General features: G+C 71.8%; 15 protein-coding genes. 9 read left to right on the plus strand and 6 right to left on the minus strand.

What is annotated here, in order from left to right:
- The first annotated feature begins 36 nt into the window (after positions 1 to 36).
- A complete protein-coding gene (locus tag QIS99_RS18050; RefSeq protein WP_282514524.1) occupies positions 37 to 654 on the plus strand; it encodes a TetR/AcrR family transcriptional regulator in 618 nt (205 codons plus the stop codon).
- Between the two features lie 34 nt (positions 655 to 688).
- Here the strand turns inward: QIS99_RS18050 and kynU are convergent, their stop codons facing one another.
- The 3 genes from kynU to QIS99_RS18065 are packed head-to-tail and all read right to left on the minus strand — an operon-like array spanning position 689 to position 4266.
- Positions 689 to 1930: a kynureninase gene (gene kynU, locus QIS99_RS18055; RefSeq protein ID WP_282514525.1), complete on the minus strand. Its 1242-nt coding sequence runs from the start codon at positions 1928 to 1930 to the stop codon at positions 689 to 691.
- Positions 1931 to 1974: 44 nt separating this feature from the next.
- A complete protein-coding gene (locus QIS99_RS18060; RefSeq protein WP_282514526.1) occupies positions 1975 to 2814 on the minus strand; it encodes an MBL fold metallo-hydrolase in 840 nt (279 codons plus the stop codon).
- Between the two features lie 57 nt (positions 2815 to 2871).
- Positions 2872 to 4266: an APC family permease gene (locus QIS99_RS18065; RefSeq protein WP_282514528.1), complete on the minus strand. Its 1395-nt coding sequence runs from the start codon at positions 4264 to 4266 to the stop codon at positions 2872 to 2874.
- Positions 4267 to 4491: 225 nt separating this feature from the next.
- On the opposite strand from QIS99_RS18065, the gene QIS99_RS18070 reads away from it, so the two are divergent.
- The 8 genes from QIS99_RS18070 to QIS99_RS18105 all read left to right on the plus strand — a co-directional run bounded on the left by QIS99_RS18070 (position 4492) and on the right by QIS99_RS18105 (position 11575).
- The gene (locus QIS99_RS18070; protein ID WP_282514530.1) at positions 4492 to 5418 is read left to right on the plus strand and encodes a LysR substrate-binding domain-containing protein; all 927 of its coding nucleotides are present in this window, start codon (positions 4492 to 4494) and stop codon (positions 5416 to 5418) included.
- A 167-nt stretch (positions 5419 to 5585) separates the two neighbouring features.
- Complete coding sequence (locus tag QIS99_RS18075; RefSeq protein WP_282514533.1) at positions 5586 to 7085, plus strand: 2-hydroxymuconic semialdehyde dehydrogenase; 1500 nt, start codon at positions 5586 to 5588, stop codon at positions 7083 to 7085.
- A 65-nt stretch (positions 7086 to 7150) separates the two neighbouring features.
- Positions 7151 to 8005 (plus strand): 2-keto-4-pentenoate hydratase, encoded by an 855-nt coding sequence (locus tag QIS99_RS18080; RefSeq protein ID WP_282514534.1) that lies wholly within the window; start codon positions 7151 to 7153, stop codon positions 8003 to 8005.
- A 1-nt stretch (position 8006) separates the two neighbouring features.
- Positions 8007 to 8810 carry a 2-keto-4-pentenoate hydratase gene (locus QIS99_RS18085; RefSeq protein ID WP_282514536.1) on the plus strand — a complete coding sequence of 268 codons (804 nt, stop codon included), beginning with the start codon at positions 8007 to 8009 and terminating at the stop codon, positions 8808 to 8810.
- Positions 8807 to 9235 carry a RidA family protein gene (locus tag QIS99_RS18090; protein ID WP_282514538.1) on the plus strand — a complete coding sequence of 143 codons (429 nt, stop codon included), beginning with the start codon at positions 8807 to 8809 and terminating at the stop codon, positions 9233 to 9235. The genes QIS99_RS18085 and QIS99_RS18090 overlap by 4 nt, the downstream gene beginning before the upstream one ends.
- Before the next feature lie 11 nt (positions 9236 to 9246).
- Positions 9247 to 9819, plus strand: a complete 573-nt coding sequence (locus QIS99_RS18095; protein WP_282514540.1) for a 3-hydroxyanthranilate 3,4-dioxygenase — start codon at positions 9247 to 9249, stop codon at positions 9817 to 9819.
- A gap of 37 nt (positions 9820 to 9856) precedes the next feature.
- Positions 9857 to 10870 carry an amidohydrolase family protein gene (locus tag QIS99_RS18100; protein WP_282514542.1) on the plus strand — a complete coding sequence of 338 codons (1014 nt, stop codon included), beginning with the start codon at positions 9857 to 9859 and terminating at the stop codon, positions 10868 to 10870.
- Positions 10871 to 11050: 180 nt separating this feature from the next.
- Positions 11051 to 11575, plus strand: coding sequence for a hypothetical protein (locus tag QIS99_RS18105; protein ID WP_282514543.1), 525 nt, complete (start codon positions 11051 to 11053; stop codon positions 11573 to 11575).
- Between the two features lie 96 nt (positions 11576 to 11671).
- Here QIS99_RS18105 and QIS99_RS18110 read toward each other — a convergent pair whose 3' ends face one another.
- From QIS99_RS18110 to QIS99_RS18120, 3 genes are all read right to left on the minus strand, one after another.
- Complete coding sequence (locus tag QIS99_RS18110; protein WP_282514546.1) at positions 11672 to 12187, minus strand: hypothetical protein; 516 nt, start codon at positions 12185 to 12187, stop codon at positions 11672 to 11674.
- 140 nt (positions 12188 to 12327) lie between these two features.
- Complete coding sequence (locus tag QIS99_RS18115; protein WP_282514548.1) at positions 12328 to 13032, minus strand: uracil-DNA glycosylase; 705 nt, start codon at positions 13030 to 13032, stop codon at positions 12328 to 12330.
- A 128-nt stretch (positions 13033 to 13160) separates the two neighbouring features.
- Complete coding sequence (locus QIS99_RS18120) at positions 13161 to 14744, minus strand: ABC transporter substrate-binding protein (protein ID WP_282514549.1); 1584 nt, start codon at positions 14742 to 14744, stop codon at positions 13161 to 13163.
- Positions 14745 to 14825 lie beyond the last annotated feature (81 nt).

Below are 14825 nucleotides of genomic sequence, written 5' to 3' on the forward strand. Positions count from 1 at the left end.
TACTACACCTGTAGTCGGACCCGGTAGGCTGCCCCCATGCCCGAACGCACCGCCCGCCCTGCCCCCTCCGCCAAGCTCTCCCGAGCCGAGCTGATCGCCGACACCGCGATCGCCCTGCTCGCCGAGCGCGGTATGCGGGGCCTCACCCATCGCGCCGTCGACGAGGCGGCGGGGCTGCCGCAGGGCTCCACCTCCAATCACGCGCGCACCCGGCTCGCCCTCCTGGAGGCGACCGTGCGACGGCAGGCGGAACGCGAGGCGCAGTCGCTGATGCCGGCCGAGGCCCCGGACCCGGCGGACGGCGCCGCGGCCCTGGCCGGCACCCTCGCCCTCGCCCTCGCCCTGCACCGCGCCCTCACCGAGCAGCGCGAACTGACCGTCTCCCGCTACGAGTTGGCCCTCGAAGCGACCCGGCGGCCCGAGCTGCGCGCGTTCTACGACCAGCAGGGCGCCCGGTTCCGCACCACGATCGAGGCCATGCTCACGGCGGCCGGCTCGCCCGACCCCCGCCGCCACACCCTCTCCCTGGTGGCGTGGAGCGAGGGCCTGATGTTCTCCTGCGCGGCCGGCTCGTACCACGCGGAGGTCCCGTCCCTGGACGAACTGCGGCTCGGATTCGGCGAGTTGCTGGGCGGAATGGCGGGCCTCCGGTAACCGATGGTGGGCCTCCGGTGACCGATGGCGGGACTCAGGTGACCCGGGAGCGGCCGGCGTGGCGGGCGTCGCGCCACGCCTCGGTGGACAGCACCTCGCGCAGCACCTGCACCGCGTCCCACACGTCCACGTAGCGCACGTAGAGCGGGGTGAACCCGAAGCGCATCAGGTCGGGAGCACGGAAGTCGCCGATGACGCCGCGGTCGATCAGCGCCCGCATGACGGGATACCCGTCCGCGTGCCGGACGGCGACCTGGCTGCCGCGGTCGTCCGCCGCGCGCGGGGAGGCGATCTCCAGGCCGAAACCGGCGCACTCCTGCTCGACGAGTTCGATGAACAGGTCCGTCATCCGGCGGCTCTTGGCCCGCAGTAGACCGAGGTCGACCCGCTCCCACACGTCGAGGCTCGCTTCCAGCGGCGCGTACGAGAGCAGATGCGGGGTGCTGCAGCGGAAGCGGGTGATGCCGTCGGCCGGGCGGTAGTCGGTGGTGAACGCGAACGGGTCGGCGTGGCCGTGCCAGCCGGACAGCGGCTGCTCCGCCGCGTCCTGGTGGCGCGCGGCGGCGTAGAGGAAGGCCGGCGAACCGGGGCCGCCGTTGAGGTACTTGTAGGTGCAGCCCACGGCGAAGTCGGCCCGGCAGGCGCCGAGGCGGACCGGGAGCGCGCCGGCCGTGTGGCAGAGGTCCCACACGACGAGGGCGCCGTGCCGGTGCGCGAGTTCGGTGATCGCGGCCATGTCGTGCAGCCGCCCGGTGCGGTAGTCGACGTGGCTCAGGACGACGACCGCCACGTCCTCGTCGATCGCCTGCTCGACGGTGAGCCCGCCCTCCGCTATGAGGCGGCGCTGATAGCCGTCGAGCAGGCCGGTGGCACCCTCCATCATGTAGAGGTCAGTGGGGAAGCTGCTCGCCTCGGAGACCACCACCTTGCGGTCGGGGCGCAGGCCGAGGGCGGCGGTGAAGACCTTGAACAGGTTGACCGAGGTGGAGTCGCAGACCACGACCTCGCCCGCCTCGGCGCCGATCAGCGGGGCGATGCGCTCGCCGACCGCGCTCGGCTTGTCGAACCAGCCGGCGTCGTTCCAGCTGCGGATGAGGCCCTGGCCCCACTCGGTCTCGACCATCTCGGCGACCCGGGCCGCCGCGCCCCTCGGCAGGGCGCCGAGGGAGTTGCCATCCAGGTAGGTGACGCCTTCCGGGAGGACGAACTCCTCGCGGAAGAACGCGAGCGGGTCGTCGGCGTCGTACTGCTCGCACTGGGCGCGGGTGGTGGGCATCGGGTTTCTCTCTTCCGTTCTCTTCTGTCGGTGAGGGGTTCGGGTCAGACAGTCATCAGGTCGTGGCCGACGACGACCTCGCCGTCGAAACCCTTCGCGGCGTGCTTGCGCCAGGTCTCGTCGGGAATGTCGACGTCCGTCGGGACGAAGTGGGACAGCACGAGCTTCCCCACCCCGGCCTCCTGGGCGAGCGCGCCGACCCGGTCGACGTCGGTGTGGCTGGCCAGCAGGTGCTGCCGCAGGGTCCTGCCGTTGAACCCGGCGACCATCGCGTCGACGGCGGGCAGGTACATCACCTCGTGCACCAGGACGTCCGCGCCCGCGGCGAGCCGGACCAGGTTCCGCGAGGGCGCGGTGTCACCGGAGATGACGATCGAGCGGTCGGCCGTGTCGAACCGGTAGGCGAGGGCGGTGGCGATCGGCGGGTGGTGCACGAGCGTCGCGGTCACGCGTACGTTCTCGTCCTCGTGCACGACGCGCTCCTCGGTGACCTCGGTCGGCGCGATCAGGTCGTCCAGCGGCGGCAGGCCCTCGTCGGCGATGCGGGTGTCGATGTCGAACCGGTTCATGGCCAGGAACTGCTCGGTCATCCGGGTCAGCGGCGGCGGCCCGTAGGCGGGCACCCGGTGTTCGAGGTTGGCCGCCCAGGCGAGCAGGAACAGGTTGCCGTAGTCGGCGTTGTGGTCGGAGTGGTGGTGCGTGAGGAACACCCCGTGCAGGGAGTCCAACGGCACCCCGGCCAGGGCCAGTTGGCGGGCCACGCCGTTGCCGCAGTCGATGACATAGCTCGCCCCGTCCACGACGACGACCTGGGCGGGGGCGCTCCGGGTCCGCTTGGGGGCCGGTCCGGCGGCGGTGCCGAGGAGGATCAGTTCCGTACTCATGTGGTGCTCCTGGGAGGCGGGTTGCGGGGAGATGTGGGGGGGCTGGTCTTTTTGGGGTCAGCCTGCAGTGCGCTCCGCGGAGGGCTGCTCGGCCGGAGCGTCCCCTGCGCCGCCCGCCGCACGGGCCCGTACGACCGCCGCTGCGTGTCCGCGGCGCGCCGACCACACGGCGATGCCGAGCAGCAGCCAGCTGACCAGGGCGACGACGGCCGGCCCGGTGAGCTTGTCGACGAGCAGGTAGGCCTGCACGGCGAGCACGGCCGTGCCCAGGGCCACGGTGGCGACGTGCAGACGCCACGGCATCCGGAACGGGGCGGCCGCGTACAGGTCCGGGTAGCGGGAGCGCAGCCGGCAGGACGAGATGATCATGATGGCAAGCATCGGCGTGGCCGCGACCGACACCATGCCTGCGATGGCCGCGACGCTGAACCCGGTCAGGACCGGGACGGCGCCGATGAGGTAGAGGCCGAACAGCAGCCAGTGCGGGGTGCCGTACCGCTGGTTGACCGCGCCGAGCCGCTCCGGCAGCCAGCCGTCGCCGATGGCGGCGAGCACCGGCTTGGTCGCGGTGAGCAGCAGCGAGTTCATGTGGCCGACGACGGACGCGAGCGCGCCGCCCAGGATGAAGAAGGCGAAGACGCCGGGCGACAGGATGTGGTCGGCGACGACCGACATCGGCTTGCCCGCGACGTCGGGCACGGGGAGCACGCCGACGGACGGGATGGCGAGGAAGACGTAGAGGACGGCGGACAGGACGATGCCGCCGATCATCGACAGCGGGATGTCCCGGCCCGGCCGCTTCATCTCCCGGCCCAGCTCGGCGACGTAGGTGCTGCCGGTGACTGCGAACGTGAGCAGGGCGGCCGCGGTGAGCAGGTTCCCGACGCCCTGCGGTGCGACGTCGCCGATCGTGCCCCACTCCACCTGCGGCAGTCCGGCGAACCCGTAGAGCAGGAACGCCGCGAGCATCACGAAGGCGAGCACGATGCCGAGGCGGTTGGAGAACGCGGCTCCGGCCAGGTTCGCGAGGAAGAACACGGTGATCAGGCCGAGCGCGAGCGGCCGGGCCGGCACGGACGGAACCAGGCTGTGCAGGTAGTCCGCGCCCGCGAGGGCCATCAGGCTCAGTTGGATGGTGACGAGCACCGAGAACCACATGGTGGTGAAGCCCAGGGACGGCGAGATGAGGCGCGCGGCGTAGCTGTACCGGCCGCCGGTGACCGGCATGGCGCTCCCGAGCACCGCGACCGGCAGGGAGTAGATGATCACCATCCCGGCGGCCATGGCGAAGGCCAGGGGCGCGCCGCCCCCGGTCAGCGCGATGGCGACGCCCATGAGGGCGATGACCCCGCCGCCCACGATCTGGTGGAAGGAGACGCCGAGCGCCTGGGGCAGCGTGATGCTGCGTTTCAGGTTGGCCTCGACGTCGGGTACGCGTATTGGGGATGTCATGCGTCCCTGCTCTCTACGGGGATACGGGATCCTCGGTGACGGCTACGGTCGGGGGTGAGGGCGCCCCGGAGCGCTTCCCCGCCCCGGCCCGCCCAGGTGTGCTCGCCGCCACATCGTGAGGGTCATGGTGGCCCCCCGCAGCCATGCCCGGCCAATGCCAACTTGGCCGCGCCCCATAGCCATCAGGGCATATCATCCCGCGCCGTCAGGGCATAACCTCCCCGCATGGACCTGCCCCGCCTGCTGGACGGACGCCTGAAGCTCCGTCACCTGATTCTCGTCGACGCGCTCACAGAGCAGGGCAGCGTCGTCGGCGCCGCCGCCTCGCTGCACGTCACCCAGCCGGTGGTGACCCGGGGGCTGCACGACCTGGAGGCCATCCTCGGCGTCTCGCTGTACGACCGCGGGCCGCGCGGCATCACCCCCACCGTGTACGGCGCCGCCTTCACCGACCATGCGCGCGCGGTCCTCGCCCAGCTGGGGCAGGCGGCCCGGCACGTGGTCGAGATCGCGGACGCCGACCGGGGCACGGTCAACGTCGGCATCCACCTCGCCGGGTCCAACCTGCTGCTGCCGCGCGCCATCGCGGCCGTCAAGACCCGGCACCCGCTGCTGACTGTCGTGGTCCGCGAGGCGACCCCGGAGGCTCTGCTGGTCGACCTGGAGGCGGGCCGCATCGACCTGATCCTCGGCCGGCTGACCTCGCTCGGCGGCGAGAGCACCGTCCGCGAACGCCTCTACGAGGAGTCCGTGCAGGTCGTGGTCGGCGCCGCACACCCGCTGACCGGGCGGCCGGAGGTCTCGCTCCCTGACCTCGTGGCGCACCCGTGGATCCTGCCCGGGACGGAGACGGTGCTGCGTCGCGAGCTGGAGGAGTTCTTCGTCCGCAACGGTGTGGCGCTGCCGGAGAACCGGGTGGAGTGCACGTCGTTCCTCACCGTGCGCCAGCTCCTGGTCGACACCGACGCCGTCGCCGTACTGCCGGGCCTGATCGGCCGGGGCGACCCTCGCCTGGCCACGCTGCCCGTCCCGCTCGACCCCATCGGGCACAGCGTCGGGGTCACCCTGCCCGCGGGGCGCCCGCTCGGCCCTTCGGCGCAGAAGCTGCTGACCACGTTGAGGTCGGTGGCGGGCGAGCTGGACGCGCGCTGAACGGGCGGTCGTACGGACGCACACCCGTCGTGGCGATCGAGGGCGCGCCGCAGCTCCCATGCCCGTTCGGCTATAGCTCAGACGCAAATTGACATTAGACAGACATAGATCGCCTGGCGGATGCTCCTCGTGCGGACCGAGAGTCGACGAGCAAGGGGCACATCACGATGAATCCGGCGCACTACATCGGCGGGACATTCCTTCCCCACGGCGACGCCCCCGGCGGTGACGCCACCGGGACGCTCCCGCTGATCGACCCCGTCGACGGCGCCGTCCGGGGACGGGTGCCCGAGGCCGGCCGGGAGACGGTCGACGCCGCCGTCGCCGCGGCCCGCGCCGCCCTTGCCGGGCCCTGGGGCCGGACCTGCGCCGAGGAACGCGGGGCCGCGCTGCGCCGGATCGCCGACGGGATCGAGGCGCGCTTCGAGGAGTTCGTCGACGCCGAGGCGGCGGACACCGGTAAGCCGCGCGAGCTCGCGGCCACCGTCGACATCCCCCGCGCCATCGGCAACTTCCGCGCCTACGCCGACCTGCTGTACGGGGGTGCGGAGCGCTCGTACAGCACCTCGGTTCCGGGGTGGAGCGCCGCCGGTACGGGTACGGGTACCGGCACGGGTGTCTCGGCCGGATTCGGACGTGCGCTCAACTACACCGTCCGGCGGCCGCTCGGCGTGGTCGCGGTCGTCTCGCCGTGGAACCTTCCGTTGCTGCTGCTCACCTGGAAGGTGGCTCCGGCGCTCGCGGCCGGCAACGCCGTCGTCGCCAAGCCGTCCGAGGAGACCCCCTCGACGGCCACCCTGCTCGCCGAGGTCATCGGCGCGGCCGGGCTGCCGGACGGAGCGTTCAACCTGGTCCACGGCAGGGGCGCGGGCGCGGCGGGCGAATATCTGACGTCACACTGTGACGTCGACGCCATCGCGTTCACCGGCGCCTCGGCCACCGGCACCGCCATCATGCGCGGCGCCGCCGACCACCTCACCCCGGTCTCCTTCGAACTCGGCGGCAAGAACGCCGCGTTGGTCTTCGCCGACGCGGACCTGGCGGCCGCCGTGGACGGCACCGTGCGCTCCGCGTTCACCCACTCCGGTCAGATCTGCCTGTGCACGGAGCGGGTCTACGTCGAACGCCCGGTGTTCGACGAGTTCGTCGCCGCGCTCGGCGAGCGGGCCCGCACCCTGACCGGCTACGGCCCGATGATCTCCGCCGCCCACCGCGACAAGGTGCTCGCGTACTACCGGCTGGCCGCCGAGGAGAACGCGCAGGTCATCGCGGGCGGCGGGGTGCCGCGGTTCGGCGACGCCCGGGACAGGGGCTTCCACGTGGAGCCGACCGTCCTGACCGGCCTGCCGCAGGACTCCCGCCTCCTGCAGGAGGAGATCTTCGGCCCGGTCTGCCACGTCGCCCCCTTCGACACCGAGGAGGAGGCGCTGCGGCTCGCCAACGACAGCCGCTACGGGCTCGCCGCGACCGTGTGGACCAGCGACCTGTCCCGCGCGCACCGCGTCGCCCCGCAGGTGGCGGCCGGGGTCGTCTGGGTCAACTGCTGGAACCTGCGCGACCTGCGCACCCCCTTCGGCGGCAGCAAGGACTCCGGCATCGGCCGGGAGGGCGGCACGTATTCGCTCGACTACTTCTGCGAGCCGGTCAACGTGTGCGTACAGATCTGACGCCGCAGGCCGCACCCGCAGGACACCACCCGAACCGCCCCCGTCAGACAGTGGAGTGAGACTCCGTGACCGATCTCTGCACCCCGCCCGACGCCTCCACGAACACCTCCGTCGACGCCGCAGCCGCCCGGCTCCTCGCGGCGCACGCCTCCGGCACCCCCTGCGCACCCGTACGCGACCTGATCGACGACCTCGACACCGCCTACGCCGTCCAGGACCGGCTGACCGAGCACTGGCTGGCCCAAGGACGCCGCCTCACCGGCCGCAAGATCGGCCTGACCTCACCTGCCGTGCAACGTCAACTCGGCGTCGGCACCCCGGACTTCGGCATGCTCTTCGCGGACATGGCGGTGCCGGACGGCGCGGAGGTCCCGACGGGCGCCGTCCAGCAGGCCCGGGCGGAGGCCGAGGTCGCGCTGGTCCTGGAGGCCGACCTCACCCATGACCGGCACACGGTCGCCGACCTGCTCAGGGCCACCGCGTTCGCGCTGCCCGCGATCGAGGTGTGCGGCAGCCGCGTCCGCGACTGGGACATCGCGATCACCGACACAGTCGCCGACAACGCCTCCTCCGGCCTGTACGTCCTCGGCACCCGCCCGGTCCCGCTGCGCGACCTGGACCTGCGGCTCGCCGGGATGGTCCTGGAGCGCCGCGGCGAGCAGGTGTCCACAGGGGCGGGCGCCGCCTGCCTCGGCCATCCGCTGACGGCCGCGCTCTGGCTCGCCGACACCCTCGTACGGGTGGGCCGTCCGCTGCGCGCGGGCGACACCGTCCTCACGGGTGCGCTCGGCCCGATGGTGCCCGTGGCGTCGGGCGACGTGCTCGAAGCCCGCATCGACGGGCTCGGCGACGTCCGCGTCGCCTTCTCCCCCGACGACTCCGACTCCGACTCCCACTCCCACTCCGTCAAGGAGGCGTGACATGCCCGGACAGCACACCACCACCCCGGACGCCGCCGCCCCGGAGGCCACCGCCCTCGCCGCCGCCCTGGACGCCGCCGCCCTCGCCGGCCGCCCCACGGCCCGCCTCACCGACACCACTCCGCTCGACGTGCCCACCGCCTACGCCGTCCAGCGTGCCGGGGTCGACCGCAGGTGCGCGCGGGGCGAGTCGCTGATCGGCGTCAAGATGGGGTTCACCAGCCGCGCCAAGATGGCCCAGATGGGCGTCGACGACGTCATCTGGGGGCTGCTCACCGACGCCATGCTGGTCGAGGACGGCGGCGTCCTCGACACCGGCGGCCTCATCCACCCCCGGATCGAACCCGAGATCGCGTTCCTGCTCGGTCGGCCGCTGTCCGGCCGGGTCACCCCCGCGGAGGCCGCCCGCGCGGTCGCCGGCGTCGCTGTCGCGTACGAAGTACTCGACTCCCGGTACGACGGTTTCCGGTTCACCCTGCCGGACGTCATCGCCGACAACGCCTCCGCCGCCCGCTTCGGCGTCGCCGCCTGGCATCACCCGGACCGCGTGGACCTGCGCAATCTCGGCCTTACCGTGGAGTGCGACGGCCGCCCGGTGGCCACCGGTTCGTCCGCGGCGGTCCTCGGGCACCCGCTGCGCTCCCTCACCGCCGCGGCCCGGCTCGCCGCCGAGGCGGACGTCGTACTGGAGCCCGGCTTCGTGGTCCTCGCGGGCGCGGCCACGGCCGCCGTACCGCTGCCCCCGGACGCGTACGTACGGATCTGCGCGGCGGGTCTGGGCGCGGTGGAGGTGACGACCCGATGAGCAACGACCCCGGACTCCTGGTCGAGGGCAAGGCGCGGCCGCGCGGACGTTTTCCGCACCTCAAACGCGCCGGTGACCTGGTCTTCGTCTCCGGCACCAGCTCCCGGCGGCCGGACGGCTCCTTCGCCGGGGCCCGTGCCGACGCCCTCGGCACCACAAGCCTCGACATCCGCGAGCAGACCCGCGCCGTGATCGAGAACATCCGCGACCTGCTGCGCGCCGCCGGCGGGGACCTGTCGGACGTCGTCAACGCCTCCGCGTACCTGGTCAACATGAACGACTTCGGCGGCTACAACGAGGTCTACGCCGAGTACTTCGACGAGACCGGCCCCGCCCGCACCACCGTGGCCGTCCACCAACTCCCGCACCCGCACCTGCTCATCGAGATCGCCTGCGTCGCCCACCTGCCCCGTGTCACGCCCTGAGGAGCACCACCATGCACCTGCCGAAGATCACGAACGGTCTGCCGTTCAACTTCCACGAGTGGATCGACGCCCACCAGAAGCTGCTCAAACCGCCGGTCGGCAACGTGCAGATCTGGCGGGACGCCGACCTGATGGTCACCGTCGTCGGCGGCCCCAACCAGCGCACCGACTTCCACGACGACCCGCTGGAGGAGTTCTTCTACCAGCTGCGCGGCAACATGGTGCTGCGGGTGATGGAGGAGGTCGGCCGGCCCCCGGTCGACGTGCAGATCAACGAGGGCGACGTGTTCCTGCTGCCGCCGCACGTACGGCACTCCCCGCAGCGTCCGGAGCCCGGCAGCATCGGCCTCGTCGTCGAGCACGCCCGGCCGGAGGGCAAGCGGGACGCCTTCGAGTGGTACTGCGTCAAGTGCCATCACCTGGTGCACCGTTCGGAGCTCCAGCTCTCCTCGATCGTGGACGACCTGCCGCCCGTCTTCGAGTCCTTCTACGGCGGCGACCGCACCTGCCCGCACTGCGGTGCCGTGCACCCGGGCCGGCAGTGGCCCGAAGAGCTGCGCCCGCGCACCCGGACCCGCGCCTGATCCGCCGGACATTCCACAGCCCCCACGGAGAACCCCCTTGTCTGTCATCGACGTCCATGCCCATGTCTTCCCCCGTATCTCGGAGAGCGAGAGCCGACTCCTTGCCGGCGCCGGCGAGCCCTGGCTGCGGGTCCACCGCAACGGCACCGGCACGATGATGAGCGGCGCCGACGCGTACCGACCCGTCACCGGGCCGCTGTGGGACCCGGAGCAGCGGGTGGCTGCGATGGACACGCTGGGCGTGGACGTCCAGGCCGTCTCCTCCACTCCGCTGATGTTCGGCTACGCGGCCGAGCCGGCCCGCGCCGCCGAGTGGTGCGAGCTGGTCAACCAGCGCATCCTCGACTACTGCGCGCAGGCCCCCGACCGGCTGCTGCCGCTGTGCCAAGTGCCGCTGCAGGACCTGCAGTCGGCCTGCGAGACCGTCTCGAAGGCGGCCGCGGCCGGACACCGCGGGGTGCACATCGGCAACCACGTCGGCGACCGCTCCCTGGCGGACGGGGACATCGTCGCGTTCCTCGCGCACTGTGCCGACGAGGGCGTACCGGTGCTCGTCCACCCCTGGGACATGCCGGGCGGTGAACGGCTGCGGCCGCACATGCTGCAGTGGCTGGTCGGCATGCCCGCCGAGACCCAGCTGAGCATCCTCGGCATGGCCCTCGCCGGCACCTTCGAGCGGCTGCCGGATTCTCTCAAGCTCTGCTTCTGCCACGGGGGCGGCAGCTTCGCCTACCTGCTCGGGCGCGCCGACAACGCCTGGCATCACCGGGACATCGTCCGTGCCGACTCCCCCAAGCCGCCGTCCGCATACGTCCGGCGGTTCCACGTCGACTCGGCCGTGTTCGACCCGCGCGCGCTGCGGTTGCTGGTCGACGTGATGGGCGCCGACCGGGTGATGCTCGGCACCGACTTCCCGTTTCCGCTCGGGGAGCAGGAGCCCGGCTCGGTGATCCGCGGCTGCCCGGGCCTCAGCGAGGCCGAGCGCGCCCTCATGCTCGCCGGCAACGCCGCCGCGTTCTTCTCGCTCCGTACGGAGGGCCCGCAGGTCTGATTCGGGTTCCGGCCCCGGCTTCGGCCCCTGTCCTGGGCGGGCGCGGCCAGGAATCCGCGGCCGGGATGCACACCAGCGGGATGCACACCTGCGGGATGCACACATGCGGGATTCACACGTGCGGGGCAATCTCGGCCCGAACGCTCCCCAAGACGCCCTGCGCGCAGCAGAGTTGTGCAGATGCACCGAACGAGGACCGCAGCGGCCCTGCTCATCGCCATGACCGCCTCGGCCGTCAGCGGCTGTGTCTCCGTGGGCGGGCCGGCCGTACCGCAGCCACACTCACGGTCCGACGGGGCGGAGCCCCAGCCCGCCCCGCAGGCCCGTGGCGGCTCGGGGCCACGACTCGTGACGGCCCCGGCCCAGGAGGCGTTACGGATGATGGATCCGGCCGCCCCACAGTCCATCGACTCACTGCACGCCCCCGAACAGCCGAAGCACGACCACTCCCCCGCGAACCCGGCCTCCGGCTCCGGTCAGGGATCCGGCCCCGTGCCGTCCGAACAGCCGGGCCAACACCGGCTCGCGGACGGAACGAACCGCTCCGGCCTGACCGGTGCCGGCACCTCACCCCTGCCCGGCACCCTCGTACCGCCCAAGTCCCTGCTGCCCGGCGGCGATCCCTGCGGTCTCGGCGAGCAGTACGGGCAGTGGGACCCGGGCAGCCCGCAGGACCGCATCTGCCGTGCCGAGTACGGGAGTTGACACGTCGGCGGGCCCGGCGCGAGGACCGGGAAGCCCGCCACCCCGCCCGGCCCAGCCCGCCCCTGCCCCACCCCACCCCGCCCCGCCCCGCCCTGGCTACTCCTCACGTCGGGGCGGCGCCACCTGCCCCCCGTCCTCGCTGATCCCCAGTTGCAGCTCCAGGCGTTCGATCGCGGCGCGGATGCCGTTGCCGTACGCATCGTCCCCGAGGGTGCCGATGGCTCCGCGGGCCTGGCGGAGGTGGGTGCGGGCCTCGTCCTCGCGGTGGAGCTTCACATAGTCCGCCGCGAGGTTGAGGTGCAACGACGGGTAGAACGCGCGCACTTCGAGCGATCTGTGGTGCTGCTCCAGGCGCGCGTCGGTCAGGACGTCCGCAGCCGTCAGGGCCCGCAGGTCCCAGGCGAGTTCATCGGCCGGGTCGTCCTGGGTGTCCGCCATGTAGTGCGCGATGGTGACGCGGTGCAGCGGGTCACCGTCCTCGCCGATCTCCGTCCAGAGCGCGAGGAGACGGTTGCGCGCCTCCTCACGGTCCCCCGCCTGATGCAGCATGACCGCTTGCCCCGCCCGTGCCATCACGGCGTCCTCGGACGACTGCTCCTGCTGCTCCGCCACTGCGTTCTCCCCACTCGTACGACCATCTGCGAACACCACCGACGCTAGCCGCCGCCACTGACAATCCGGCTCAGGCGCGGGCGCTCAGGCGCGGGCGCTCAGGCGCGGGCGCTCAGGCGCGGGCGCTCGGGCGCGGGCGCTCAGGACGCAGAGGCCGCCAAGTCCGGAATGCGCCAGTCGATGGCCGCGTGGCCCTGAGCGGCGACCGCCTCGTTGATCTGCGTGAAGGGCTGGGAGCCGAAGAACTTCTTCGCCGAGAGCGGCGACGGATGGGCGCCCTTGACCACGATGTGACGCTCGGCGTCGATGAGGGGGAGCTTCTTCTGGGCGTAGTTCCCCCACAGCACGAAGACCGCCGGGTCGGGGCGGGAGGCGATCGCGCGGATCACCGCGTCCGTGAACTTCTCCCAGCCCTTGCCCTTGTGGGAGTTGGCCTCGCCCGCCCGGACCGTGAGCACCGCGTTCAGGAGGAGCACGCCCTGCCGGGCCCAGGGCATCAGATAGCCGTTGTCCGGGACGGGCGTGCCGAGCTCGGCCTGCATCTCCTTGTAGATGTTCCGCAGGGAGGGCGGGGTCTTCACGCCGGGCTGCACGGAAAAGCACAGGCCGTGGCCCTGGCCCTCGCCGTGGTACGGGTCCTGGCCGAGGACGAGGACCTTCACGGCGTCGTACGGCGTGGCCTCCAGGGCGGCGAAGACCTGCTCGCGGGGCGGGTAGACGGGGCCCTTCGCGCGCTCCTCCTCGACGAACTCGGTGAGTTCCTTGAAGTAGGGCTTCTCCAGCTCTTCGCCGAGAACCTCGCGCCAGGACTCGGGGAGCAGGGCTGCGGTGGTCGGGTCCGTCACGTGAACAACCTCCAGTGTGCGGTCACTTCTCACCGATGAACCTACCGGCGACCACTGACAACGCCGAAGGGCGGCCGGATTCCGGCCGCCCTTCGGGGTCGTGGCGCGCGATCGTCCCGGACCGCCGGCTACCAGCTGGTCTTCCGGCTCAGCTCCCACATCGTCATGATCGTCGAGGGGTCGAGGGCGCGCTCGCCGCCGGCGATCTCCTCGGAGGCGGCGACGTACTGCTTGCCCTGCCATATCGGCAGCAGCCGGACGTCCTCGACGAGGATCTCCTGCGCCTTCTCGAACTCCTCGGCCACCGCGCCGCGGTCGGTCTCACGTCGCGACTGGGGCAGCAGCTGGTCGGTGATGCGCGGGCTGGCGTAGGGGATGCCCAGGTTGTTGCGCTCGCCGACGAACGGCGCGATGAAGTTCTCCGGGTCGGGGAAGTCGGGGAACCAGCCGCGGCCGAAGACCGGGTACTCGCCGCTGCGGAAGCCCTTCTCGAACTCCTTCCAGGGGCGGCCCTTGATCGTCACCTCGAAGAGGCCGGAGTCCTCCAGCTGGCGCTCGATCTCCTCGAACTCCAGCTTGGTGACCGAGCCGTAGCGGTCCGTGGTGTACCAGAGGGTCAGCGGGACACGGCTGGTGATGCCCGCCTCGGCGAGGATCTTCTCCGCCTTGGAGGCGCTGGGCTTTCCGTACGTGTCGAAGAAGCCCGTGGTGTGGCCCGCGAGACCGGTCGGGACCATCGAGTAGAGCGGTTCGACGGTGTCCTTGTAGACGTTGTGCACGATGGCGCCGCGGTCGATGACCTGGGCGACGGCCTCGCGCACGGCGGGGTTCTTCGCCCACCGGTCCTTGGGGTTGAACACCAGGAAGCGGGTCTCGGTGCCCGCGCCCTCGACGAGCTGGAGCTTGTGCTTCCCGGCCGCGCCGCCCTGCAGGTCGACGATATCCTGCGAGGTCAGACCACGGAACGTGACGTCGATGTCGTGCTTCTTCAGCGCGCTCACCATGGCGCCCGACTCCTGGAAGTAGCGGATCGTGACCGCGTTGTTCTTCAGCTCGGCGAAGCCCTTGTAGTTCGGGTTCCGGGTGAGTTCAGCGGTTTTGCCGGCCTTGTACGAGTCGAGGTTGTACGGGCCGGATCCGACGATGCTGTCGGCCTTGCGCAGCGCGTTCGCCGGGTACTCCTGGGGGTCGACGATCGACATGGCCGGGGTGGCGAGCACGAACGGGAAGGTCGCGTCGGACTTCTTCAGGTGGAAGGTGACATCGCGGTCGCCGCTGGTCGTGACGCGGTCGAGGCTGCCGAGCAGTCCGGCGGGGCCGCCCTCGACGCCGATGTTGCCGATCCGGTCGATGGAGTGCTTCACGGCCTTGGCGTCCAGCGGGTCGCCGTTGGAGAACTTCAGGCCCTCGCGCAGCTTGCAGTGGTACGCGGTGTTCGACTCGTCGGTGAACTCGCAGGCCTCGGCGGCGTCCGGCTCGGGCGTCGCGGCGCCGGTCGGGTAGCTGACCAGGGTCTGGTAGACGTTCCGGTACAGCTCCCAGGATCCGTCCCAGGCCGCGGCGGGGTCGAGGGTGCTGGGCGCACTGGTGGTGCCGACGACGATCGGCTTCTCCTCGTCGGTACTTTCGGAAGTGAAGACACCGCATCCCGCGAGCAGGGATATGGACGCAAGAGTCGCAGCGGCCTGCAGACTTCGGGTCCGGTTGAACACGCGCACGCTCCTCGATCAACCACGCCAGGGGGTTGGCGCACCTTACCGCAGCGCCCCGCCCGGCCAACCTCCAGGCCGAGC

The sequence above is a fragment of the Streptomyces solicavernae genome (genome assembly GCF_029968095.1).
GTDB lineage: Bacteria > Actinomycetota > Actinomycetes > Streptomycetales > Streptomycetaceae > Streptomyces > Streptomyces solicavernae.